35 protein-coding genes are annotated in these 21208 nt (G+C 45.1%); 5 read left to right on the top strand and 30 right to left on the bottom strand.

All coding sequences use genetic code 11. The features are described from left to right. The first annotated feature begins 89 nt into the window (after positions 1–89). Complete coding sequence (cpdB, locus tag R7Q47_RS19295; RefSeq protein ID WP_064376656.1) at positions 90–2051, top strand: 2',3'-cyclic-nucleotide 2'-phosphodiesterase; 1962 nt, start codon at positions 90–92, stop codon at positions 2049–2051. A 97-nt stretch (positions 2052–2148) separates the two neighbouring features. Next, positions 2149–2727, top strand: coding sequence for a Crp/Fnr family transcriptional regulator (locus R7Q47_RS19290; RefSeq protein ID WP_033906009.1), 579 nt, complete (start codon positions 2149–2151; stop codon positions 2725–2727). Between the two features lie 54 nt (positions 2728–2781). Here R7Q47_RS19290 and dbpA read toward each other — a convergent pair whose 3' ends face one another. After that, positions 2782–4161 (bottom strand): ATP-dependent RNA helicase DbpA, encoded by a 1380-nt coding sequence (gene dbpA, locus R7Q47_RS19285; RefSeq protein WP_005379583.1) that lies wholly within the window; start codon positions 4159–4161, stop codon positions 2782–2784. Between the two features lie 142 nt (positions 4162–4303). On the opposite strand from dbpA, the gene R7Q47_RS19280 reads away from it, so the two are divergent. Beyond that, on the top strand, positions 4304–4765 hold the full coding sequence (locus R7Q47_RS19280) for a GNAT family N-acetyltransferase (protein WP_213877241.1): 462 nt from the start codon (positions 4304–4306) through the stop codon (positions 4763–4765). A 91-nt stretch (positions 4766–4856) separates the two neighbouring features. On the opposite strand, the gene R7Q47_RS19275 is transcribed toward R7Q47_RS19280, so the two are convergent. Next, on the bottom strand, positions 4857–5453 hold the full coding sequence (locus R7Q47_RS19275) for a LysM-like peptidoglycan-binding domain-containing protein (RefSeq protein WP_017820296.1): 597 nt from the start codon (positions 5451–5453) through the stop codon (positions 4857–4859). A gap of 231 nt (positions 5454–5684) precedes the next feature. Between R7Q47_RS19275 and R7Q47_RS19270 the strand changes: the two genes are divergently transcribed. Beyond that, positions 5685–6305 carry an FKBP-type peptidyl-prolyl cis-trans isomerase gene (locus tag R7Q47_RS19270; RefSeq protein WP_005383137.1) on the top strand — a complete coding sequence of 207 codons (621 nt, stop codon included), beginning with the start codon at positions 5685–5687 and terminating at the stop codon, positions 6303–6305. A gap of 153 nt (positions 6306–6458) precedes the next feature. Further along, positions 6459–6938 carry a DUF2780 domain-containing protein gene (locus R7Q47_RS19265; protein ID WP_017820297.1) on the top strand — a complete coding sequence of 160 codons (480 nt, stop codon included), beginning with the start codon at positions 6459–6461 and terminating at the stop codon, positions 6936–6938. Positions 6939–7073: 135 nt separating this feature from the next. On the opposite strand, the gene rplQ is transcribed toward R7Q47_RS19265, so the two are convergent. From rplQ to rpsJ, 28 genes are all read right to left on the bottom strand, one after another. After that, positions 7074–7454, bottom strand: coding sequence for a 50S ribosomal protein L17 (gene rplQ, locus R7Q47_RS19260; protein ID WP_005383141.1), 381 nt, complete (start codon positions 7452–7454; stop codon positions 7074–7076). Between the two features lie 26 nt (positions 7455–7480). Then, the gene (locus R7Q47_RS19255; RefSeq protein ID WP_005383143.1) at positions 7481–8473 is read right to left on the bottom strand and encodes a DNA-directed RNA polymerase subunit alpha; all 993 of its coding nucleotides are present in this window, start codon (positions 8471–8473) and stop codon (positions 7481–7483) included. A 24-nt stretch (positions 8474–8497) separates the two neighbouring features. Then, a complete protein-coding gene (gene rpsD, locus R7Q47_RS19250) occupies positions 8498–9118 on the bottom strand; it encodes a 30S ribosomal protein S4 (protein WP_005383146.1) in 621 nt (206 codons plus the stop codon). Positions 9119–9145: 27 nt separating this feature from the next. Further along, entirely contained in the window at positions 9146–9535 is a 390-nt protein-coding gene (gene rpsK, locus R7Q47_RS19245; RefSeq protein ID WP_001118870.1) for a 30S ribosomal protein S11, read from the bottom strand. Positions 9536–9553: 18 nt separating this feature from the next. Next, positions 9554–9910 carry a 30S ribosomal protein S13 gene (gene rpsM, locus R7Q47_RS19240; RefSeq protein ID WP_005383154.1) on the bottom strand — a complete coding sequence of 119 codons (357 nt, stop codon included), beginning with the start codon at positions 9908–9910 and terminating at the stop codon, positions 9554–9556. Positions 9911–10059: 149 nt separating this feature from the next. Continuing rightward, on the bottom strand, positions 10060–10173 hold the full coding sequence (gene rpmJ / locus R7Q47_RS19235; RefSeq protein ID WP_000868186.1) for a 50S ribosomal protein L36: 114 nt from the start codon (positions 10171–10173) through the stop codon (positions 10060–10062). Positions 10174–10211: 38 nt separating this feature from the next. Further along, positions 10212–11546, bottom strand: coding sequence for a preprotein translocase subunit SecY (secY, locus tag R7Q47_RS19230; RefSeq protein ID WP_005379562.1), 1335 nt, complete (start codon positions 11544–11546; stop codon positions 10212–10214). Between the two features lie 20 nt (positions 11547–11566). Next, positions 11567–12001, bottom strand: a complete 435-nt coding sequence (gene rplO, locus R7Q47_RS19225; protein WP_005383155.1) for a 50S ribosomal protein L15 — start codon at positions 11999–12001, stop codon at positions 11567–11569. 5 nt (positions 12002–12006) lie between these two features. Continuing rightward, positions 12007–12183, bottom strand: coding sequence for a 50S ribosomal protein L30 (gene rpmD / locus R7Q47_RS19220; RefSeq protein WP_005379565.1), 177 nt, complete (start codon positions 12181–12183; stop codon positions 12007–12009). A gap of 7 nt (positions 12184–12190) precedes the next feature. Then, a complete protein-coding gene (gene rpsE, locus R7Q47_RS19215) occupies positions 12191–12694 on the bottom strand; it encodes a 30S ribosomal protein S5 (protein ID WP_004745894.1) in 504 nt (167 codons plus the stop codon). 14 nt (positions 12695–12708) lie between these two features. Further along, positions 12709–13062, bottom strand: coding sequence for a 50S ribosomal protein L18 (gene rplR / locus R7Q47_RS19210; RefSeq protein WP_005379568.1), 354 nt, complete (start codon positions 13060–13062; stop codon positions 12709–12711). A 9-nt stretch (positions 13063–13071) separates the two neighbouring features. Further along, entirely contained in the window at positions 13072–13605 is a 534-nt protein-coding gene (gene rplF, locus R7Q47_RS19205) for a 50S ribosomal protein L6 (RefSeq protein ID WP_005379570.1), read from the bottom strand. 13 nt (positions 13606–13618) lie between these two features. Beyond that, positions 13619–14011, bottom strand: coding sequence for a 30S ribosomal protein S8 (rpsH, locus tag R7Q47_RS19200; RefSeq protein ID WP_005379572.1), 393 nt, complete (start codon positions 14009–14011; stop codon positions 13619–13621). 29 nt (positions 14012–14040) lie between these two features. Beyond that, the gene (gene rpsN / locus R7Q47_RS19195) at positions 14041–14346 is read right to left on the bottom strand and encodes a 30S ribosomal protein S14 (RefSeq protein ID WP_004410442.1); all 306 of its coding nucleotides are present in this window, start codon (positions 14344–14346) and stop codon (positions 14041–14043) included. 17 nt (positions 14347–14363) lie between these two features. Beyond that, complete coding sequence (gene rplE / locus R7Q47_RS19190) at positions 14364–14903, bottom strand: 50S ribosomal protein L5 (protein WP_005379573.1); 540 nt, start codon at positions 14901–14903, stop codon at positions 14364–14366. 23 nt (positions 14904–14926) lie between these two features. Beyond that, the gene (gene rplX / locus R7Q47_RS19185) at positions 14927–15244 is read right to left on the bottom strand and encodes a 50S ribosomal protein L24 (RefSeq protein WP_005379574.1); all 318 of its coding nucleotides are present in this window, start codon (positions 15242–15244) and stop codon (positions 14927–14929) included. A gap of 13 nt (positions 15245–15257) precedes the next feature. Further along, on the bottom strand, positions 15258–15629 hold the full coding sequence (gene rplN, locus R7Q47_RS19180) for a 50S ribosomal protein L14 (RefSeq protein WP_004410450.1): 372 nt from the start codon (positions 15627–15629) through the stop codon (positions 15258–15260). Positions 15630–15791: 162 nt separating this feature from the next. Beyond that, the gene (gene rpsQ, locus R7Q47_RS19175) at positions 15792–16046 is read right to left on the bottom strand and encodes a 30S ribosomal protein S17 (protein WP_005379575.1); all 255 of its coding nucleotides are present in this window, start codon (positions 16044–16046) and stop codon (positions 15792–15794) included. Then, complete coding sequence (gene rpmC, locus R7Q47_RS19170; protein ID WP_005379576.1) at positions 16046–16237, bottom strand: 50S ribosomal protein L29; 192 nt, start codon at positions 16235–16237, stop codon at positions 16046–16048. The genes rpsQ and rpmC overlap by 1 nt, the downstream gene beginning before the upstream one ends. Then, positions 16237–16647: a 50S ribosomal protein L16 gene (gene rplP / locus R7Q47_RS19165; protein ID WP_005379577.1), complete on the bottom strand. Its 411-nt coding sequence runs from the start codon at positions 16645–16647 to the stop codon at positions 16237–16239. Before rplP ends, rpmC begins: the two co-directional genes overlap by 1 nt. A gap of 11 nt (positions 16648–16658) precedes the next feature. Continuing rightward, positions 16659–17357, bottom strand: coding sequence for a 30S ribosomal protein S3 (rpsC, locus tag R7Q47_RS19160; RefSeq protein WP_005383161.1), 699 nt, complete (start codon positions 17355–17357; stop codon positions 16659–16661). Between the two features lie 18 nt (positions 17358–17375). Then, positions 17376–17708: a 50S ribosomal protein L22 gene (rplV, locus tag R7Q47_RS19155; RefSeq protein ID WP_005383164.1), complete on the bottom strand. Its 333-nt coding sequence runs from the start codon at positions 17706–17708 to the stop codon at positions 17376–17378. Positions 17709–17718: 10 nt separating this feature from the next. Beyond that, a complete protein-coding gene (gene rpsS, locus R7Q47_RS19150) occupies positions 17719–17997 on the bottom strand; it encodes a 30S ribosomal protein S19 (RefSeq protein ID WP_004394525.1) in 279 nt (92 codons plus the stop codon). 21 nt (positions 17998–18018) lie between these two features. Beyond that, the gene (gene rplB / locus R7Q47_RS19145) at positions 18019–18843 is read right to left on the bottom strand and encodes a 50S ribosomal protein L2 (RefSeq protein ID WP_005383168.1); all 825 of its coding nucleotides are present in this window, start codon (positions 18841–18843) and stop codon (positions 18019–18021) included. A gap of 15 nt (positions 18844–18858) precedes the next feature. After that, positions 18859–19161: a 50S ribosomal protein L23 gene (rplW, locus tag R7Q47_RS19140; protein WP_004398471.1), complete on the bottom strand. Its 303-nt coding sequence runs from the start codon at positions 19159–19161 to the stop codon at positions 18859–18861. Next, positions 19158–19760 carry a 50S ribosomal protein L4 gene (gene rplD, locus R7Q47_RS19135; protein WP_005379556.1) on the bottom strand — a complete coding sequence of 201 codons (603 nt, stop codon included), beginning with the start codon at positions 19758–19760 and terminating at the stop codon, positions 19158–19160. The genes rplW and rplD overlap by 4 nt, the downstream gene beginning before the upstream one ends. Before the next feature lie 17 nt (positions 19761–19777). Then, on the bottom strand, positions 19778–20407 hold the full coding sequence (gene rplC, locus R7Q47_RS19130) for a 50S ribosomal protein L3 (RefSeq protein WP_005379555.1): 630 nt from the start codon (positions 20405–20407) through the stop codon (positions 19778–19780). A 14-nt stretch (positions 20408–20421) separates the two neighbouring features. Next, positions 20422–20733, bottom strand: a complete 312-nt coding sequence (gene rpsJ, locus R7Q47_RS19125; RefSeq protein WP_004410492.1) for a 30S ribosomal protein S10 — start codon at positions 20731–20733, stop codon at positions 20422–20424. Between the last annotated feature and the right edge of the window lie 475 nt (positions 20734–21208).

Genomic DNA, 21208 nt, shown 5'->3' with positions numbered 1-21208 from the left:
CAGTTTTCTGTATCTTTATCATCGAGTTGCATCTGTGTTTGATACATTACGTAGTACGATTTCCCCTTATCATTGAATTGGAGCACCAAATGAAAGTGGCAGTTCATCCTATTTCCCTCGCAGTATTAAGTGGCATGCTAACGCTTGCAGGCCCAGCAATGGCCGATACCATCAAGCTTCGTATTATCGAAACTACCGACATTCACACCAACGTGATGGATTACGATTACTACAAAGACCAACCATCACAGCAAATCGGTTTAAGTCGCGCTGCGACAATAGTGAAACAGGCTAAGTCTGAGGCAGAAAACACGGTACTAGTAGATAACGGCGATTTAATTCAGGGCAGCCCAATGGGCGATTACATGGCGGCAAAGGGGATTAATCCCGGCGACGTGCACCCAGTCTACAAAGCGATGAACAAGCTAGACTACGATGTGGGCAACATTGGCAATCATGAGTTCAACTATGGCTTAGATTTCCTACAAACGACGTTGAAGGGGGCAAACTTCCCTTACATCAATGCAAACGTATTTGATAAACAAACCGGTGAGCATTACTTCAAGCCTTACCTCATCAAAACTCACACATTTACAGACACAAACGGCGAAGCGCATCAAATAAAAGTGGGTTACATCGGCTTTGTACCACCACAAATTATGGTGTGGGATAAGAAGAACTTAGAAGGCAAAGTCTTTGCTAAAGACATTAAGGAAACAGCAGAGAAACTGATTCCTCAAATGAAGAAAGAAGGCGCAGACGTGATTGTGGCGATTCCACACTCGGGCATTTCTACTGATCCATACAAGCTAGGCGCTGAAAACTCTGTTTACTACCTCACAGAAGTTGAAGGTATTGATGCAATTGCTTTTGGCCACTCTCACGCAGTCTTCCCAGGGAAAGACTTCGCAAACCTACCTGGTGTTGATATAGATAAAGGGACCATCAATGGTGTAACGTCCGTGATGCCGGGTCGCTGGGGAAGTCACGTAGGTGTGATGGATTTGATGCTGAAAGAGAAAGACGGCAGATGGCAAGTCATCGAAGGCCAAGCAGAAGCACGCCCTATCTTCGATAAAGTAAATAAGAAGTCATTAGCTAAAGCCGATGAAGATATTGTGAAAGCGTTAGAAGAAGATCACAAAGGCACTCGTGAATTTGTAAACCAACCAATCGGCAAAGCAAATGATGTCATGTACAGCTTCTTGGCATTAGTGCAGGACGACCCCACCATTCAAATCGTTAACCTTGCTCAGAAAGACTACGTAGAACGCTTTATTCAAGGCGACCCAGACCTTTCTGACATTCCAGTACTGAGTGCGGCAGCACCATTTAAAGTCGGCGGTCGTAAGAACGATCCGAATAACTTTACAGAAGTAGAATCCGGTCAGCTCACCTTTCGTAATGCGGCCGATCTTTACTTATACCCAAACACCTTGGTTGCGATGAAAGTGAAAGGTAAAGAAGTTCGCGAATGGCTAGAGTGCAGTGCGGGTCAATTCAACCACATCGACATCAACAATCCTAAACCGCAATCTTTGATTGATTGGGATAATTTCCGTACTTACAACTTCGATGTTATTGATGGGGTTAACTACCAAATCGACGTTACCCAACCGCCGAAGTACGATGCGGATTGTAAAGTGATTAATCCAGATTCTCAGCGTATTGTGAACCTGACGTTCAACGGTAAGCCTTTCAATCCGAAGCAAGATTTCATCATCGCAACCAATAACTACCGTGCTTATAGCAATACTTTCCCTGGTACAGGCCCAGATTTCATTGCGTTTGACGCACCAGATGAAAACCGCTCTGTCGTCGCCACTTATATTTCTCGCGTGAGTGAAGAAAAAGGAGAAGTGACACCAAGCGCTGACAACAACTGGTCTTTCGCACCGATTAAGTCCGATAACAAGCTAGATATTCGTTTCGAAACCTCCCCTAGCGATAAAGCGGCGCAGTTCATCAAAGAGAAAGGACAATACCCAATGAAACGCGTGTCAACAGACGACATTGGTTTCGCAATTTATCAAATCGATCTGAATAAATAAGGTTGATTTGACAGCAACACTAAGCGGCTCTCATGAGCCGCTTTTTTGTTATCAATAAAACCCGTTAAAATAAAGAAAACCGTTTCCGAGTTATCACATGCACAGCGATCTTTTTTCAGACTTAGTCAATCATGGCTTTTTAGAGACAGAAGCAAACCAACTTATTGAAAATGGTGAGTTGCTCGAACTGCCTACACGCCACATTCTTAATCACCAAGGAGAGTTGAGCTCACACCTTTACTTCATCATTGAGGGGTTATGTCACGCAAGCTATCTCACTGAGCACGGCAAAGAATTCAGTAAAGAATTTTATTGGGAGAAGGACTGGGTTATCGGGTTTGAGAGCATAATAAAGGACCAACCTTCGCCTTACTTATTGGAAACGCTGAGCGCTTGTCAGCTATTTTGCTTGCCAATTGAAACGTTGCATCACTGGCGAGCAGAAAAGCACGCCATTTACTTAAAGCTACTCGAAAACCAACTGGTTAATAAAGAGAATAAAGAACGCTTTATGTTGCTCTACTCTCCAGAGGAACGATATCAATTATTTTGCGCTCATTACCCAGATTTAAAGCAACGTATTACCGATAGTCAAATTGCGGCCTACCTGGGCATTACGCCAATCAGTTTGAGTCGAATCAAAGCACGCTTAACCAAAGATCACACTCTCAAATAAACTCAAAAAAGAAAAAAGCTCTTCAAACGAAGAGCTTTTTCTCTGCTATTTGAGCTATTTAAGAATTCGCGCCCGGAACTGGCGCCCTTTCATCTTGCCGTTACTAATGGTTTGTAGAGCCTTTTTAGCCACAGATTTTTCGACGGCAACATAAGCGCGCACAGGGAATAGGTGGATCTTTCCGACTTGAGAGCCTGGAATACCATTTTTTCCTGTCAAACAACCTAAGATATCACCCGGTCGTACTTTCTGTTTCTTACCGCCATCAATATTAATCGTAACCATTTTCGCTTGGTATGGCTGCTGATTTGATTTGGCAGGCAATGTTGCTGGTACCACGTCCATCTCTAGGTATTCTTCAATACGAGCTACACGTAAACCGTCTTTCTCACCAAAAAAGCTGAACGCTAAACCTTTACTACCCGCACGACCTGTACGACCAATACGGTGCACATGAACCTCAGGATCGCGCGATAGCTCAAAGTTAAAGACAGCATCAAGATTATCAACGTCCAAACCACGCGCCGCAACGTCTGTTGCAACAAGGATAGACACACTCTTGTTAGCAAACTGCACCAATGCTTGGTCGCGTTCACGCTGCTCTAAGTCCCCATGGATATCGATAACGCTGAATCCTTTGTGATGCAACTCATCTGCGACACTTTGCACTTCTTTTTTGGTATTACAAAAAACCACCGCGGACTCTGGTTGGTGAGTCAGCAGCAAATTCGCCAATGCTTCATCACGCGCTTCCGAGCCTTCAACTTTATAGAAGTACTGCGCAATGCTTGAAGTATCATGCGTCGATTCCACCTTAATCACTTCCGGTGTCTGCATTATACGCTGCGCAATTTGCTCAATTTTTTCTGGAAAAGTAGCACTGAAAAGTAGAGTTTGACGCTGCTTTGGCGCTGCATCGATGATTGCATCTAATGCGTCTTGGAAACCCATGTCCAACATGCGATCAGCTTCATCTAGCACCAAGGTATTCAGTTCGCTAAGATCAATTCGGCCTTTTTCAAGGTGATCCAAAATACGACCAGGAGTACCAACTAGGATATGCGCACCATGCTCTAACGAACCAATTTGTGGCCCCATAGGCATCCCACCGCAGAGAGTAAGCACTTTAATATTATGAATGCCGCGACCTAAAGTACGAATTTCCTTCGCTACTTGATCTGCAAGCTCACGTGTTGGACACAATACTAATGACTGGACACGAAAGCGTTTGACGTTGAGGTTCGATAAAACCCCTAAACCAAATGCAGCGGTTTTACCTGAGCCCGTTTTACCCTGCCCGATGACATCACGATGTTTTAGGATTGCAGGCAAGCTCAAAGCTTGAATTGGCGTCATGTGGGTATAGTTCAGGGAATCAAGTGTGGCGAGTAACGCTGGGTTAAGCCCAACTTGATCGAATGTTTGTTTGCTCACGGGGATATCCTCAGGTGAGATGGAAAGAGGGCACATTATCACCAGATTTGGTGGGAAAACCAGTGCTAATTAACCTTTGTTAATGAGTATGAGCTCAAAACAAAGTAAAGTCAGTCACTCTATTCTCATTACGGATAACAACATGCTCACTTGGATTACTTTGCCCTTTGCTCAGCTAACAACCACGCAGCTGTATGAAATGATGAAATTGCGTGTGGATGTATTCGTTGTTGAACAAACCTGCCCTTACCCTGAACTTGATGGTAAGGACACGCTGGAAGGCGTTTATCATCTAATAGGCTATCACGGTGATGAACTGGTTGCTTGCGCAAGATTACTGCCCGCAGGCACTACGTATGACAATGTGAGTATTGGTCGAGTCGTCACCAAACAAACTGCGCGTGGTGATGGTCTGGGACATAAGTTGCTGGAAGAGGCATTAACACAGTGTGAAATATTGTGGCCAGGACAGACGATTGATATAGGAGCTCAAGAGCATCTCATCCAGTTTTATGCGAGTCATGGATTCAAGGTTATCTCAGAGTGCTATCTTGAAGATGGTATCCCTCATGTGGATATGCGGAAAGAATCCGTAGCGCTATAAGCTTCAACTCGATTGGTTACTATGAAAACTAATCGCTATGAAAAACTAACTAAAAAGACGCGATATCTTCGCGTCTTTTCATTTGAAGCGTTTACTTGTTACGTCCAAAGGTCCCATCCGATAAACGGAAAAACATAACGGACCGCCCGCTTTTTTCCAGCTGTAGCATATCTAACTCACCTTCGTCACTAAGCTTAAAGCGAATCAATTGTCCCTGCTTTATTTGGCTTAGCGGCTTATCACTGCCTTCTATTTTGACTAGAGCGCTAAGATCCGCCATAGAGAGCTGATTACTTCTGAAAACCTGCGCTAATGTATCACCATTTTTAACCGTGTACTCTTTCCAGTCTTCAGATTTCGGTCCAGAGTTCTGAGAGGTTCTCTGCTGACTTAAACTCTGCGCGTTCAGCTCAATCGCTACGCGTTGATGATCGACCTCAGTCTGCTCAACTGGCTGGTCTGTTTTATTCGGCAAAGGAATAACAAGGAGTACCAGAATCAATGGCACCAAGACCATCAAAGCACGCTGATGAAATTTAGGCAGACGCAACCAAAACTGCTTAACAGGCTGTATACGCTCCAACCATTGCTCTTTGTTGAACGGCTGCTTCCAGTCGATAGCAGCGAATTTTTGTTTAACCAATTCGACATAGTCGACTTGCTGCTTTTTCTTTCTGCGACGATTCATTGTAATGAGTCCCTTAATACTTCTACGGCCAGTATAAAAATACCGACGCGGAGAGTATATGTTTTTCACCAAACTAAAATGGAATTGGGATTAAATTAGCAGAAATTTCACTTGGAGTAAGAGATAAGTCACAACCTGGCCGCCTCAATTAAGCATTCAGTCGCAATCATTTAAACCTAAGCTCGAAACTGATATCCTGTTACTTTATCACTCCTAATAAGAGCGACATTCATGTCTGAAATTAAATTTGAAACTGCAGAACAAAAAGCAAGCTACGGCATTGGTCTGCAAATGGGTCAGCAACTTGCAGGCTCTGGTCTTGAAGGTCTTAGCGTTGATGCTATCGCAGCAGGTATTGCAACAGCACTAACTGGTGACATGCCATCAATCGAAATTGATGAAATCAACAAAGCACTACAAGAACTTCACACTCGTGCAGAAACAGCTCGCCAAGAAGCAGCAAAAATTGCGGCAGCAGAAGGCGAAGCGTTCCTAAAAGACAACGCTCTACGACCTGAAGTTAACGTTCTAGACTCTGGTCTTCAGTACGAAATCATTTCTGAAGGTACTGGTGCAGTTCCTACAGCAGAAAGCTCAGTTCGCGTTCACTACCACGGTGAGCTAACTGACGGTACTGTATTCGATAGCTCTGTATCTCGCGGTCAACCTGCTGAATTCCCTGTTACAGGTGTGATCAAAGGTTGGGTAGAGGCACTACAACTAATGCCTGTTGGCTCTAAGTGGAAGCTATACGTACCACAAGATCTTGCGTACGGTGAGCGTGGCGCTGGTGCGGCTATCCCTCCATTTGCAGCTTTAGTTTTCGAAGTAGAACTATTAGATATTATCTAATTGAAACCATTTTCAATTATGATTAAATAAAACGGCGCACTAGCGCCGTTTTTTTGTCTAAACTGAATAGACTTTCTCACCTCTGAACCTTTCACTCTGATAGCCTTTAAAAATAAAATCACTTTTAAAAAACGCTCAACCTTTGGAGGTACTATGCGTAAAACACTCCTAACTCTAGCACTCCTATCAATCAACATTGGTAGTGCGCACGCATTCTTAGATTCAGTCACTCAAAAAAGTAAAGAAAGTGGTCTGATGGACATGGTCGGCAGCAGCTTGAACACCGAGTCATCTCCATTAACAGACATGCTAACTAGCCAATTACCAGTATCCACTGAGCAAGCAGCCGGAGGCAGTGGTGCGCTACTCGCTTTGGCTCAAAGCCAGCTTTCGCAAGAAAATAGTAGTGAATTACAGTCTTTGATTCCTGGACTTTCAAACTTGCAAGGAGCACAAAGCTTACTAGGAAATATTGAGAATATCAGTGCAGTAAAGAGTGCATTCGATACGTTAGGTTTAGACCCATCTATGATCAGTCAGTTTGCTCCAGTAATCTTGGATTACTTGAACAAGCAAGGCGCTAGCGAAGGGCTTCTAAGTTCGTTGGGCGGGTTGTGGAATACTAGTAAATAAGCGCAAGTGATAATCACTTTTTAAATTGCCAGTCTGCATGGGTTGAAATAAATGCAGGCTGGATATAAAGGTTTACTGAATTACAGATACAAAAAAGCCGAGCTAATGCTCGGCTTTCTCGTTCTTACGAACTGATTACTCAGCAGCTTCTTCAGCAGCTGGGCGATCTACAAGCTCAATGTAAGCCATTGGAGCTTTATCACCAGCACGGAAGCCAGCTTTTAGGATACGAGTGTAACCGCCCTGACGAGCAGCAAAACGTGGACCTAGTTCGTTAAATAGTTTTGCAACTACTTCGTTGTCACGAGTACGTGCAAATGCTAGACGACGGTTAGCAACACTGTCAGTCTTAGCTAGTGTAATCAAAGGCTCAACTACGCGACGTAGCTCTTTTGCTTTTGGCAAAGTAGTCTTGATAACTTCATGACGTACTAGAGAGCTAGCCATGTTGCTGAACATCGCTTTGCGATGTGAGCTGTTGCGGTTGAGTTGACGACCACTCTTACGATGGCGCATGACCTAATCCTTCTAACTAGTATCGATTAATCTTCAGCGATTGATGCAGGTGGCCAGTTTTCTAGGCGCATGCCCAGAGACAGACCACGTGACGCAAGTACGTCTTTAATCTCAGTAAGAGATTTTTTACCAAGGTTAGGCGTTTTAAGTAGCTCAACCTCAGTACGTTGTACTAGATCACCGATGTAGTGAATCGCTTCTGCTTTCAAACAGTTAGCAGAGCGAACTGTTAGTTCAAGATCGTCTACAGGACGCAGTAGGATCGGATCGAATTCTGGCTTCTCTTCCTTCTCCTCAGGAACTCGTACATCACGAAGATCTACGAATGCATCCAATTGTTCAGCTAGGATTGTAGCTGCACGACGGATTGCTTCCTCAGGTTCTAGAGTACCGTTTGTTTCCATATCGATAACAAGCTTGTCTAGATCAGTACGCTGTTCTACACGAGCTGCCTCTACAGCGTAGGCAATTTTGTCTACTGGGCTGTAAGTAGCATCTACTAGTAGGCGACCGATAGGACGCTCGTCTTCTTCGTTATGGATACGCGCAGAAGCTGGAACATAACCACGACCACGTTCAACTTTGATACGCATTGCGATCTCAGCGTTGTCATCCGTTAGGTGACAAATTACGTGTTCAGGGTTAGCGATCTCTACATCACCATCATGGGTGATGTCACCTGCAACCACAGGGCCCGAGCCTGATTTGTTCAAAGTAATGAACACTTCATCTTTGCCTTCGGCAACGCGCACAGCCAAACCTTTAAGGTTTAGAAGAATTTCAAGAATATCTTCTTGAACGCCTTCTTTCGTGCTGTACTCATGAAGTACGCCTTCAATTTCTACTTCTGTTACAGCACAACCTGGCATAGAAGATAGAAGGATGCGGCGAAGTGCATTACCCAGAGTATGACCAAAGCCACGCTCTAATGGCTCAAGAGTTACTTTTGCGTGAGTCGAGCTGATTTGTTCGATGTCAACTAGACGTGGCTTAAGAAATTCTGTTACAGAACCCTGCATTGTGTCCTCTCTTTAGTTTAAACCTTACTTAGAGTAAAGCTCGACGATCAATTGTTCGTTGATGTCAGCTGATAGATCAGAACGCTCAGGCATACGCTTGAATGTACCTTCCATCTTGCCACCATCTACTTCAATCCAAGTTGGTTTTTCACGTTGTTCAGCAACTTCTAGAGCTGCTTTGATACGAGCTTGCTGTTTAGCTTTCTCGCGAATAGAAACAACGTCATTAGCCGCTACTTTGAAAGAAGGAACGTTTACAACTTTACCGTTTACTAGGATAGCTTTGTGGCTAACTAGCTGACGTGCTTCTGCGCGAGTTGCGCCAAAGCCCATGCGGTAAACTACGTTATCAAGACGACCTTCAAGAAGCTGAAGTAGGTTTTCACCAGTGTTGCCTTTTAGGCGAGCAGCTTCTTTGTAGTAGTTACGGAATTGTTTTTCTAGAACGCCGTACATACGACGTACTTTTTGCTTCTCACGAAGCTGAACGCCATACTCAGATAGACGACCGCGACGAGCGCCGTGTACACCTGGTGCGTTATCAATTTTACACTTGGTATCGATCGCGCGAACACCAGACTTAAGGAATAAGTCAGTGCCTTCACGACGGCTAAGCTTCAGCTTAGGACCCAAATATCTTGCCATGATTCTTCTCCAATTGTCCTAGAAACGTTATACGCGACGTTTCTTAGGTGGACGACAACCGTTATGAGGGATTGGTGTAGCATCAACGATGTTTGTGATGCGGAAACCAGCGGCGTTTAGTGCACGAACAGTAGATTCGCGACCTGGACCAGGACCCTTAACCATAACTTCCAAGTTCTTTAGGCCGTATTCTTTAGCCATTTCAGCACAACGCTCAGCAGCAACCTGTGCAGCGAACGGAGTAGACTTACGAGAACCACGGAAACCAGAACCACCTGCAGTAGCCCATGCAAGAGCGTTACCTTGACGGTCAGTAATGGTTACGATTGTGTTATTGAAAGAAGCATGGATGTGCGCAACGCCATCTGCAACTTGCTTGCGTACGCGCTTACGAGCGCGAGTTGGTTGTTTAGCCATTGTACTCTACCTTCCCGATTATTTCTTGATCGGCTTACGCGGACCCTTACGGGTGCGAGCGTTGGTTTTAGTACGCTGTCCACGTAGTGGTAGACTGCGACGATGACGAAGACCACGGTAACAGCCAAGGTCCATAAGACGCTTGATGTTCATAGATACTTCACGACGTAGATCACCTTCTACAGTGTACTTAGCTACACCATCACGCAGTTGATCGATCTGCTCTTCAGTTAGTTCACTGATCTTAACATTTTCAGCAATACCCACTTCAGCTAGGATAGCTTGAGAGCGAGTTTTACCGATGCCGTAGATCGCTGTTAGAGCGATTACTGCATGTTTCTGATCAGGAATGTTAATGCCTGCTATACGGGCCATTATTCACTCCTAAGTGTTTCTATAAAAGAATTAGCCGCAGCAAAGCCCGTTATGGATACGCTGCGGAATACTACTTCTTTTGCACGCAAAAGGTAGGCCGAGGAATATACTCGACCCAACCTTCATTTTCAAGTAAAAATTTCTGCTAATTAGCCTTGGCGCTGTTTGTGCTTTGGCTCACTGCAAATCACGCGAACGACACCGTTACGCTTGATTACTTTACAGTTACGGCAGATTTTTTTAACGGAAGCACGAACTTTCATTGCTAAACTCCGTAAATGAAACTGAGTCTACCGCCGGATTAACGGCCGTAGCCTTTCAGATTCGCTTTCTTCAACACAGAATCATACTGTTGAGACATCAGATGAGTCTGTACCTGTGCCATAAAGTCCATAATTACAACAACTACGATTAGTAGCGATGTACCGCCGAAGTAGAAACGTACGTTCCACGCGACCATCATGAACTCGGGAATCAGACAGATAAAGGTAATGTACAGTGCACCAGCAAGGGTTAAACGTGTCATTACTTTATCAATGTATTTCGCTGTCTGCTCACCTGGGCGGATACCGGGTACGAATGCACCAGACTTCTTCAAGTTATCTGCTGTTTCACGCGGGTTGAAAACCAACGCCGTGTAGAAGAAACAGAAGAAGATAATTGCTGCTGCATAAAGCATTACATACAACGGTTGACCTGGGCTAAGAGCCAAAGACACGTCAGTTAACCAACCGAACGCGCTGCTCTCACCGTTTTGACCAAACCACTGAGCCAATGTTCCTGGGAACAAGATAATACTTGATGCAAAAATCGCTGGAATTACACCTGCCATGTTAATTTTAAGAGGCAAATGCGAGCTTTGCGCAGCAAATACTTTACGACCTTGTTGACGTTTCGCATAGTTAACGACGATTCGGCGTTGACCACGTTCCATGAAAACAACGAAGTAAATTACTGCAAAAGCTAATACCGCGATTAGCAACAGAAGAAGTACATGCAATTCACCTTGACGCGCTTGCTCGATTGTTTGACCGATTGCAGAAGGCAATCCAGCAACAATACCTGCAAAAATCAGTATCGAAATACCGTTACCAATTCCGCGCTCTGTAATTTGTTCACCTAACCACATCAAGAACATGGTACCGGTTACTAAACTTACGGTAGCAATTAGCGTAAACATGGTTTGGTTGATAACAACCAGATTGTCGACCATGTTTGGTAGGCCAGTTGCAATACCTATAGCTTGGAAGGTTGCAAGTACAAGCGTGCCGTAGCGTGTGTATTGGCTTATCTTACGACGGCCTGCTTCACCCTCTTTTTTGAGTTCAGCTAACGCTGGATGAACTACAGTTAGCAATTGGACAACAATAGATGCCGAAATATACGGCATGATGCCCAATGCTAATATAGATGCACGCTCAAGAGCACCACCGGAGAACATGTTAAACATTTCAACGATGGTACCTTTTTGCTGTTCGAACAAATCGGCAAGTACAGCAGCGTCAATACCAGGAATCGGCACAAAAGAGCCGGCTCGGAATACTAAAAGTGCACCAATTACGAATAACAAGCGCGACTTTAGTTCACTTAAGCCGCTCTGAGCACTACGAAAATCTTGTCCTGGTTTCTTAGCCATCTGTACCTCGTTCCTCGAGATTATTCCTCGATTTTACCGCCTGCAGCTTCGATTGCAGCTTTAGCGCCTTTAGTCACACGTAGACCTTTAACAGTCACTGCTTTGTTGATTTCACCAGAAAGAACAACTTTTACAAATTCGATGTTCTTAGTGATGATGTTAGCAGCTTTAAGACTGTTTAGATCAACTACGTCACCAGAAACTTTCGCTAGCTCAGCTAGACGAACTTCAGCAGACACTAGGCTCTTACGAGAAGTGAAACCGAATTTTGGTAGACGTTGTTTCAGAGGCATCTGACCGCCTTCGAAACCTGGACGAACACTGCCGCCAGAACGTGATTTTTGACCTTTGTGACCACGGCCACCAGTTTTACCTAGGCCTGAACCGATACCACGACCTACTCGCTTCGCAGAAGTTTTCGCGCCAGCAGCCGGTGCTAGAGTATTCAAACGCATTCTGATTACTCCTCAACTTTAACCATGTAGTAAACCTTGTTGATCATACCGCGAATACACGGAGTATCTTCAAGTTCTACTGTGTGGTTGATTTTACGAAGACCTAGACCGCGCAAAGTAGCTTTGTGCTTTGGCAGACGACCAATTGAGCTTTTAGTTTGAGTTACTTTAATAGTTGCCATGGTGTTCTTACTCCGAAATAGATTCAACAGTTAGACCACGTTTAGCAGCAACCATTTCTGGTGACTTCATGCTACCTAGTGCATCGATCGTTGCACGAACGATGTTGATAGGGTTCGTAGAACCGTACGCTTTAGATAGTACGTTGTGTACACCAGCAACTTCTAGTACTGCACGCATCGCACCACCTGCGATAACACCAGTACCTTCTGCAGCAGGCTGCATGTAAACTTTAGAGCCCGAATGGCGACCTTTCACTGGGTGGTGAAGAGTGCCTTCGTTTAGAGCGATCGTAGTCATGTTACGACGCGCTTTTTCCATTGCTTTTTGAATCGCTGCAGGTACTTCACGAGCTTTGCCGTAACCGAAACCTACACGACCGTTACCGTCACCAACTACTGTTAGTGCAGTGAAGCTCATGATTCGACCACCTTTAACCGTTTTAGAAACACGGTTAACTGCGATTAGCTTTTCTTGCAAATCATTCGCTTGAACTTGTTGTTCTTTAGCCATCTTCCAACCCTACCTTAGAATTTCAGACCAGCTTCGCGAGCAGATTCTGCTAGCGCCGCTACTCGACCGTGGTATTGGAAACCAGAACGATCAAATGCAACTGCAGTTACGCCCTTCTCTAGAGCGCGCTCAGCAATAGCTTTACCCACTGCTTTAGCTGCATCAACGTTACCAGTGTATTTCACTTGCTCACGGATCGCTTTTTCTACAGTAGAAGCTGCTGCGATAACCTCAGAGCCGTTAGCCGCGATAACCTGTGCGTACACGTGACGAGGAGTACGGTGTACAACTAGGCGAGTCGCACCCAGTTCTGCAATCTTACGACGTGCACGTGTAGCACGACGGATGCGAGATGCTTTCTTATCCATAGTGTTACCTTACTTCTTCTTAGCTTCTTTAGTACGCACATTTTCATCTGCGTAACGAACACCTTTGCCTTTGTATGGCTCAGGCTCACGGTAAGAACGAATGTCAGCCGCAACTTGACCAACTAGTTGCTTGTCAGCACCAGTGATCACGATTTCAGTTTGGCTTGGACATTCAGCTTTAATACCCGCTGGCAACTCGTGCTCAACTGGGTGTGAGAAGCCTAGTGTTAGACCTACAGCGTTGCCTTTGATAGCAGCACGGTAACCTACACCTTTAAGAGTTAGCTTCTTAGTAAAGCCTTCAGTAACACCAACAACCATGTTGTTAACTAGAGCGCGAGCAGTACCTGCTTGAGCCCATGCGTTAGCAACACCTTCTTTAGGACCGAAAGTCAGGTTATTTTCTTCCTGAGCGATTACAACTGCGTTGTTAAGAACGCGAGTTAGTTCGCCTTTCGCACCTTTTACAGTGATTTCTTGGCCGTTTAGTTTCACCTCTACGCCAGCTGGAATAGCGACAGGTGCTTTTGCAACACGAGACATAGTCTACTCCTTATTAAGCTACGTAAGCGATGATTTCACCACCAAGACCTGCTTTACGTGCAGCGCGGTCTGACATAAGACCCTTGGAAGTAGAAACGATAGCAATACCAAGACCACCCATTACAGAAGGAAGTTCATCTTTCTTCTTGTAAACACGTAGACCTGGACGAGAAACACGTTTAAGTTGCTCGATTACTGGTTTAGCTTGGAAGTACTTAAGTGTAACTTCTAGCTCAGGTTTTGCTTCGCCTTCAACAGCGAAGTCAACGATGTAACCTTCAGCTTTTAGTAGTGCAGCAATTGCAACTTTAAGCTTTGAAGAAGGCATTTTTACAGCAACTTTGTTTGCTGCCTGACCGTTACGAACGCGGGTCAGCATATCCGAAATCGGATCTTGCATGCTCATATGATTTACTCCAAATGATTAAGTGGCAATTACCAGCTAGCCTTACGAAGACCCGGAATCTCGCCTTTCATGCAAGCTTCACGAACCTTAATACGGCTTAGACCGAACTTACGTAGGTAACCGTGTGGACGACCAGTTTGGTTGCAACGGTTGCGCTGACGTGATGCACTTGAATCACGTGGAAGAGATTGCAGTGTAAGAACTGCGTTCCAACGATCTTCTTCAGATGCGTTTACATCGCTGATGATAGCTTTTAGCGCTGCACGCTTTTCAGCGAACTTAGCTACTAGCTTCGCACGTTTTGCTTCACGTGCTTTCATTGAATTTTTAGCCATAACAGTAACCCTTCACCTTACTTACGGAATGGGAAGTTAAAGGCAGCCAGCAGAGCACGGCCTTCCTCATCAGTACCAGCAGACGTCGTAATAGTGATGTCTAGACCGCGTACTCGATCAACTTTATCAAAGTCGATTTCCGGGAAGATGATTTGCTCGCGAACGCCCATGCTGTAGTTACCGCGACCGTCAAAAGACTTAGCGCTAACACCACGGAAGTCACGTACACGTGGAAGAGCGATGTTAATTAAACGCTCAAGAAAATCCCACATACGTTCGCCACGCAAGGTTACTTTACAACCGATAGGGTAGCCTTCACGGATTTTGAAACCTGCAACAGATTTGCGCGCTTTTGTGATAAGTGGCTTTTGACCAGAGATCGTTGCCATATCAGACGCTGCATTTTCTAGCAGTTTCTTATCGTTGATTGCTTCACCAACACCCATGTTTAGGGTGATTTTCTCGATTCTAGGGACTTGCATGACGCTTGTGTAACCGAACTGTTTGGTCAGTTCAGCGACTACAGACGACTTGTAGTAATCATGCAGTTTCGCCATAGTAGAACTCCAAATTACTTCTATTAGTTAGAAACGGTTTCGCCGTTAGACTTGAAGAAACGAACTTTTTTGCCGTCTTCAAAACGGAAACCGATACGGTCAGCTTTACCAGTAGCTGCGTTAAAGATAGCCACGTTAGAAACGTCGATAGCTGCTTCTTGCTCTACGATACCGCCTTGGATACCCATAGCTGGAACAGGTTTCTGATGTTTCTTAACTAGGTTGATACCTTCAACGATAACTTTACCAGTTGCTAGAACCTTAGTTACTTTACCTTTCTTGCCTTTGTCTTTACCAGCAAGAACGATTACTTCGTCATTACGACGGATTTTAGCTGCCATTTCTACGTGCTCCTTACAGAACTTCTGGAGCCAGTGAAACGATCTTCATGAACTTATCGCCACGAAGTTCGCGTGTCACAGGACCAAAGATACGTGTACCGATTGGTTGCTCAGTATTGTCGTTTAGCAATACGCAAGCATTTCGGTCGAAGCGAATGACAGAACCGTCAGGACGACGTACGCCTTTACGGGTGCGCACTACCACCGCCTTCAGAACATCACCTTTTTTAACTTTACCGCGAGGGATTGCTTCCTTCACAGTAACTTTGATGACGTCACCGATATGTGCATAACGGCGGTGAGAGCCACCCAGAACCTTAATACACATTACGCTGCGTGCGCCTGAGTTATCAGCTGCGTCCAGCATACTTTGCATTTGGATCATGTTAGTGCTCCGCTAAATATTAATAACTAGACCCATCACGGGTCGGGCTGCCTCTTTAAAAGGGACGCGAATTGTACCACCCTTTTTTGTGATTGGGTAGTCAAAAAATAAACGGCTCCAAAAATATTTTGGAGCCGCTTTAGTTTCATAGAATTAACGAGATTAAATCTTCGCCTTTTCTAGAACTTTTACCAAAGTCCAAGACTTAGTCTTAGACAGTGGACGACACTCTGCGATTTCAACTGTGTCGCCTAGGCCACACTCGTTGTTCTCGTCATGTGCGTGTACTTTAGTCGTACGTTTTACGTATTTACCGTAGATTGGGTGTTTTACGAAACGTTCGATAGCAACAGTGATAGACTTGTCCATCTTGTCGCTAACAACACGACCTTGTTGAGTACGTTTTACTTCGCTCATTATGCGCCTGCCTTCTCAGTCAAAACAGTTTTCACACGTGCGATATCACGGCGTACAGCTTTCAGAGTATGAGTTTGCTGTAGTTGACCAGTCGCAGCTTGCATGCGCAAGTTGAACTGTTCGCGTAGCAAATTCATTAGCTCAGCGTTAAGCTCTTCAACGCTTTTCTCGCGTAGATCTTGTGCTTTCATCACATCACCTGCTTAGTTACAAATGTAGTTTTGAAAGGCAGTTTACGTGCCGCAAGACGGAACGCTTCACGTGCCAATTCTTCAGGTACACCACCCATTTCGTACATAACCTTACCAGGTTGGATTTGGGCTACCCAGTACTCAACGTTACCTTTACCCTTACCTTGACGAACTTCAAGTGGTTTTTCTGTGATTGGTTTGTCTGGGAACACACGGATCCAGATTTTACCTTGACGCTTAACGTGACGTGTCATTGCACGACGTGCCGCTTCGATTTGACGAGCAGTTAGACGACCACGGCCAACAGCTTTAAGACCGAATTCGCCGAAGCTTACATCAGTACCTTTAGCTAGACCACGGTTACGACCAGTCTGAACCTTACGGAACTTAGTACGTTTAGGTTGTAGCATCTGTCGACTCCTTACTTACGGCCTTTACGCTGCTTCTTAGGCTTGTCGCCTTTAGGCTCTACAGCGTTAGCTGCTGGCATACCACCTAGGATTTCACCTTTGAAGATCCAAGTTTTAATGCCGATCACACCGTATTGAGTGTGAGCCGAAGAAGTTGCGTAATCAATGTCAGCACGTAGAGTGTGTAGAGGCACACGGCCTTCACGGTACCACTCTGAACGTGCGATTTCAGCGCCGCCTAGACGACCGCTTACTTCCACTTTGATACCTTTAGCGCCTAGGCGCATAGCGTTTTGTACTGCGCGCTTCATAGCACGACGGAACATAACACGACGCTCTAGCTGAGACGCGATGCTGTCACCAACAAGTTGCGCATCTAGTTCAGGCTTACGTACTTCAGCGATGTTAATTTGCGCTGGTACACCTGCAATTTTAGCTACAGCTGCGCGTAGCTTCTCAACGTCTTCACCTTTCTTACCGATAACAACGCCTGGACGAGCAGTGTGAATAGTCACACGGATGCTCTTAGCAGGACGCTCGATAACGATACGTGATAGAGACGCTTTTTTCAGTTCACTTGTAAGGAACTGACGTACCTTGAAGTCGCCGTCTAGGTTGTCAGCGAAATCTTTGGTGTTAGCAAACCATGTAGCATTCCAAGGCTTAACGATGCCTAGACGAATACCATTTGGATGTACTTTTTGACCCATTGCTTACTCTCCTAGTCTCTAGCGATCTGCTACAACAACAGTGATGTGGCTTGAACGCTTCAAGATACGATCCGCACGACCTTTAGCACGAGGCATAATACGCTTCATGGTTGGGCCTTCATCTACAAAGATTTTTGCGACATTCAGATCGTCAATATCTGCACCTTCGTTGTGCTCCGCGTTAGCGATAGCAGACTCTAGAACTTTCTTAACTAGTGCAGCAGCTTTTTTGTTGCTGAACGTTAGGATTTCTAGAGCTTGGTCAACAGATTTACCACGGATTAGATCCGCAACTAAGCGAGCTTTCTGAGGCGAAATGCGAGCAAAGTTATGTTTAGCAATTGCTTCCATTATCTACTCCTTAGCGCTTCTTAGCTTTCTTATCCGCAGCGTGACCGCGGTAAGTGCGTGTTGGTGCGAATTCACCCAGTTTGTGACCGATCATTTCATCAGTTACAAATACTGGTACGTGCTGACGACCATTATGGACAGCGATGGTCAAACCGATCATCGTAGGGATGATCATTGAACGACGGGACCAAGTCTTAATAGGCTTTTTGTCTCCGCTTTCCACCGCTTTCTCTACCTTCTTCAGCAAGTGTAGGTCAATAAAAGGACCTTTCTTGAGAGAACGTGGCATGGCGATTCCTCTTTATATAGATTACTTGTTACGACGACGTACGATGTACTTGTCAGTGCGTTTGTTCTTACGAGTCTTGAAGCCTTTAGTAGGCATACCCCAAGGAGATACTGGGTGACGACCACCAGAAGTACGGCCTTCACCACCACCATGTGGGTGGTCAATCGGGTTCATTACAACACCACGAACCGTTGGACGGATACCGCGATGACGTGATGCACCTGCTTTACCAAGTTCACGTAGCATGTGCTCAGAGTTACCAACTTCACCGATTGTTGCACGGCCTTCAGAAAGAACTTTGCGCATCTCGCCAGAACGTAGACGGATAGTTACGTACGCACCGTCGCGAGCAACGATTTGAGCGTAAGCACCAGCCGAACGAGCTAGCTGACCACCTTTACCAGGCTTAAGTTCAACGTTATGTACAGTTGAACCTACTGGGATATTACGCATTGGTAGAGTGTTACCAGCTTTGATTGGTGCATCAACACCAGACTGAATAACATCACCAGCTACAACACCTTTAGGTGCTAGGATGTAGCGACGCTCACCGTCTTTGTAAAGAACTAGAGCAATGTTTGCGCTACGGTTTGGATCGTATTCAAGACGCTCAACTGTCGCTGGAATACCATCTTTAGTACGTTTGAAGTCAACTACACGGTAGTGATGCTTGTGACCACCGCCGATGTGACGTACTGTGATACGACCCTTGTTGTTACGACCACCGTTCTTAGAGTTTTTCTCTAGAAGAGGTGCGTATGGCTTGCCCTTGTGTAGGTCAGCGTTAACAACTTTAACAACGTGACGACGACCAGGGGAAGTCGGCTTACATTTAACAATAGCCATTTTTAACTACTCCTGTTATTCCGCGCCGCCAACGAAGTCAAGATCTTGACCTTCTTTCAAAGTAACGTACGCTTTCTTAACGTCGCTGCGGCGACCTTGGCGTAGACCTTGACGTTTGGTCTTACCCTTAGTGATAAGAGTATTTACAGACTTAACTTCAACTTCAAATAGCTTTTCTACAGCTGCTTTGATCTCTTTTTTAGTCGCATCTTTAGCTACTTTGAAAACGATAGTGTTCGCTTTCTCAGCTGCCATAGTTGCTTTTTCAGAGATGTGCGGTGCACGTAGAACTTTTAGGATACGCTCTTCAGTGATCATGCTAGCATTTCCTCTACTTGCTTAACTGCTTCTGCAGTCATTACAACTTTGTCAAACGCGATTAGAGATACTGGATCGATACCAGCAACATCACGTGCGTCAACTTTGTATAGGTTACGAGCAGCTAGGAATAGATTCTCATCTACTTCGCTAGTCACGATTAGAGCGTCAGTTAGCTCAAGCTCTTTAAGCTTAGCAACTAGCTCTTTAGTCTTTGGTGCTTCAACTGAGAAGTTATCAACAACGATTAGACGCTCTTGACGAACAAGCTCAGAAAGAATGCTCTTCATAGCACCACGGTACATTTTTTTGTTTACTTTTTGGCTGTGATCTTGTGGTTTCGCAGCAAAAGTAACACCACCTGTACGCCAGATTGGGCTACGGATTGTACCAGCACGCGCACGGCCAGTACCTTTTTGACGCCATGGCTTAGCGCCACCGCCAGAAACTTCTGAACGTGTTTTTTGAGCACGAGTACCTTGACGAGCACCTGCTGCGTACGCAACAACTACTTGGTGTACAAGAGCTTCGTTAAACTCACGTCCGAAAGTAGTTTCGGAAACAGTTAGTGCATCGGCACCTTTAACCATTAGTTCCATTACTTACTCCTGAGACGTTATGCTTTAACAGCTGGTTTAACGATCACGTTGCCGCCAGTTGCGCCTGGGACTGCACCTTTAATAAGAAGCAGGTTGCGCTCAGCGTCAACACGTACGATCTCTAGGTTTTGAGTCGTTACACGCTCAGCACCCATGTGACCTGCCATTTTCTTGCCTTTAAATACGCGACCTGGAGTCTGACATTGACCGATAGAACCAGGAGCACGGTGAGACAATGAGTTACCGTGAGTCATATCTTGAGTACGGAAGTTCCAACGCTTAACAGCGCCTTGGAAACCTTTACCCTTAGATGTACCAGTAACGTCTACTTTCTTAGTTTCGTTGAATAGTTCAACAGTTAGTTCTGAACCAACTTCGAACTCTTCGCCGTTTTCTAAACGGAATTCCCAAAGACCGCGACCAGCTTCAACGCCAGCTTTAGCAAAGTGACCTGCTTCAGCTTTGTTTACACGGTTAGCTTTCTTAGAACCAGCTGTAACCTGGATTGCTGCGTAGCCGTCAGTTTCAAGAGTTTTCACTTGAGAAACACGGTTAGCTTCAACCTCAACAACTGTTACTGGGATAGAAACGCCTTCTTCAGTAAATACGCGGGTCATGCCCACTTTACGACCGATTAGACCAATCATACTTCTAATCTCCCTTAACCTAGGCTAATTTGAACGTCAACGCCCGCAGCAAGGTCTAGACGCATTAGAGCATCAACAGTCTTGTCTGTTGGCTCAACGATGTCGATTAGACGCTTGTGAGTACGGATTTCGTACTGGTCACGTGCTTTCTTGTTAACGTGTGGAGAGATAAGAACTGTGAAACGCTCTTTACGAGTTGGCAGTGGGATTGGACCACGAACCTGTGCGCCAGTGCGCTTAGCTGTTTCAACGATTTCCGCTGTAGAAGCATCGATTAGTTTGTAATCGAAAGCTTTTAGGCGGATACGGATACGTTGGTTCTGCATGAGACAGAGCTCCAAATTTAATAAATTACACAAACAATATCGCCACTCAAACTCGTCAAGACGAGAGAATGCCGATTGATTTATGTGAAACCGTAGCATCCAAGATTAGGACGCATTGTCAGTTAATTTTCGATTAACTATCCCTATATGCCAAAGTCACCTTTGAGGATAGTTTTTCCGAAGAAAAGATAGCTAATTGTATTAACCGCGAACATAAGCTGAGTATACATTACCTCGCAAATCCTTAGATTTGCTCGCTCCTCACTGCTCATTGGTTCACAACTGGCTTAACCAGTGCGCTGCATTATACAGATCACACTTTAGGTTGCAAGCGCTGAGTGAAAAATAATCGGGAATATTCCAAACCCCATACGTTCCTCTTCGCTTGGTAGCCATTAAAGTAAATTACCACCTTCTAAAGAAGGTGGCTTTGTGTGAGCCCCCTAAAAGGGGGCCTTTGTTTAGTCCAGCGCCA

The sequence above is a fragment of the Vibrio sp. Vb0349 genome (genome assembly GCF_033338975.1).
Note: the sequence above shows the minus strand (reverse complement) of the source record. Positions and strands in the feature narration are given on the sequence as shown.

Coding starts and splice junctions, on each gene's coding strand:
- secY (WP_005379562.1), bottom strand. CDS start 11,546: ATGGCTAAGAAACCAGGACAAGATTTTCGTAGTGCTCAGAGCGGCTTA.
- rplO (WP_005383155.1), bottom strand. CDS start 12,001: ATGCGTTTGAATACTCTAGCACCGGCTGCTGGCGCGAAAACTTCTGCG.
- rplX (WP_005379574.1), bottom strand. CDS start 15,244: ATGGCAGCTAAAATCCGTCGTAATGACGAAGTAATCGTTCTTGCTGGT.
- rpsH (WP_005379572.1), bottom strand. CDS start 14,011: ATGAGCATGCAAGATCCGATTTCGGATATGCTGACCCGCGTTCGTAAC.
- rplF (WP_005379570.1), bottom strand. CDS start 13,605: ATGTCTCGTGTTGCAAAAGCACCTGTCGCTATTCCAGCTGGCGTAGAG.
- rpsQ (WP_005379575.1), bottom strand. CDS start 16,046: ATGAGCGAAGTAAAACGTACTCAACAAGGTCGTGTTGTTAGCGACAAG.
- R7Q47_RS19270 (WP_005383137.1), top strand. CDS start 5,685: ATGTCTGAAATTAAATTTGAAACTGCAGAACAAAAAGCAAGCTACGGC.
- rplN (WP_004410450.1), bottom strand. CDS start 15,629: ATGATCCAAATGCAAAGTATGCTGGACGCAGCTGATAACTCAGGCGCA.
- rpsS (WP_004394525.1), bottom strand. CDS start 17,997: ATGCCACGTTCTCTCAAGAAAGGTCCTTTTATTGACCTACACTTGCTG.
- rpsM (WP_005383154.1), bottom strand. CDS start 9,910: ATGGCCCGTATAGCAGGCATTAACATTCCTGATCAGAAACATGCAGTA.
- rpsN (WP_004410442.1), bottom strand. CDS start 14,346: ATGGCTAAAAATTCAATGAAAGCACGTGAAGCAAAACGTGCGAAGCTA.
- cpdB (WP_064376656.1), top strand. CDS start 90: ATGAAAGTGGCAGTTCATCCTATTTCCCTCGCAGTATTAAGTGGCATG.
- rpmC (WP_005379576.1), bottom strand. CDS start 16,237: ATGAAAGCACAAGATCTACGCGAGAAAAGCGTTGAAGAGCTTAACGCT.
- rplW (WP_004398471.1), bottom strand. CDS start 19,161: ATGATCACTGAAGAGCGTATCCTAAAAGTTCTACGTGCACCGCACATC.
- R7Q47_RS19255 (WP_005383143.1), bottom strand. CDS start 8,473: ATGCAGGGTTCTGTAACAGAATTTCTTAAGCCACGTCTAGTTGACATC.
- R7Q47_RS19290 (WP_033906009.1), top strand. CDS start 2,149: ATGCACAGCGATCTTTTTTCAGACTTAGTCAATCATGGCTTTTTAGAG.
- rplP (WP_005379577.1), bottom strand. CDS start 16,647: ATGCTACAACCTAAACGTACTAAGTTCCGTAAGGTTCAGACTGGTCGT.
- rpmD (WP_005379565.1), bottom strand. CDS start 12,183: ATGGCAACTATTAAAGTAACTCAAACTAAAAGCTCAATTGGTCGTCTG.
- rpsK (WP_001118870.1), bottom strand. CDS start 9,535: ATGGCTAAACAACCAACTCGCGCTCGTAAGCGCGTACGCAAGCAAGTT.
- rpsD (WP_005383146.1), bottom strand. CDS start 9,118: ATGGCAAGATATTTGGGTCCTAAGCTGAAGCTTAGCCGTCGTGAAGGC.
- rpsE (WP_004745894.1), bottom strand. CDS start 12,694: ATGGCTAAAGAACAACAAGTTCAAGCGAATGATTTGCAAGAAAAGCTA.
- rplE (WP_005379573.1), bottom strand. CDS start 14,903: ATGGCGAAACTGCATGATTACTACAAGTCGTCTGTAGTCGCTGAACTG.
- rpmJ (WP_000868186.1), bottom strand. CDS start 10,173: ATGAAAGTTCGTGCTTCCGTTAAAAAAATCTGCCGTAACTGTAAAGTA.
- rplD (WP_005379556.1), bottom strand. CDS start 19,760: ATGGAACTAATGGTTAAAGGTGCCGATGCACTAACTGTTTCCGAAACT.
- rplQ (WP_005383141.1), bottom strand. CDS start 7,454: ATGCGCCATCGTAAGAGTGGTCGTCAACTCAACCGCAACAGCTCACAT.
- rpsC (WP_005383161.1), bottom strand. CDS start 17,357: ATGGGTCAAAAAGTACATCCAAATGGTATTCGTCTAGGCATCGTTAAG.
- R7Q47_RS19280 (WP_213877241.1), top strand. CDS start 4,304: ATGCTCACTTGGATTACTTTGCCCTTTGCTCAGCTAACAACCACGCAG.
- rpsJ (WP_004410492.1), bottom strand. CDS start 20,733: ATGCAGAACCAACGTATCCGTATCCGCCTAAAAGCTTTCGATTACAAA.
- rplB (WP_005383168.1), bottom strand. CDS start 18,843: ATGGCTATTGTTAAATGTAAGCCGACTTCCCCTGGTCGTCGTCACGTT.
- R7Q47_RS19265 (WP_017820297.1), top strand. CDS start 6,459: ATGCGTAAAACACTCCTAACTCTAGCACTCCTATCAATCAACATTGGT.
- rplC (WP_005379555.1), bottom strand. CDS start 20,407: ATGATTGGTCTAATCGGTCGTAAAGTGGGCATGACCCGCGTATTTACT.
- R7Q47_RS19275 (WP_017820296.1), bottom strand. CDS start 5,453: ATGAATCGTCGCAGAAAGAAAAAGCAGCAAGTCGACTATGTCGAATTG.
- rplR (WP_005379568.1), bottom strand. CDS start 13,062: ATGGATAAGAAAGCATCTCGCATCCGTCGTGCTACACGTGCACGTCGT.
- rplV (WP_005383164.1), bottom strand. CDS start 17,708: ATGGAAGCAATTGCTAAACATAACTTTGCTCGCATTTCGCCTCAGAAA.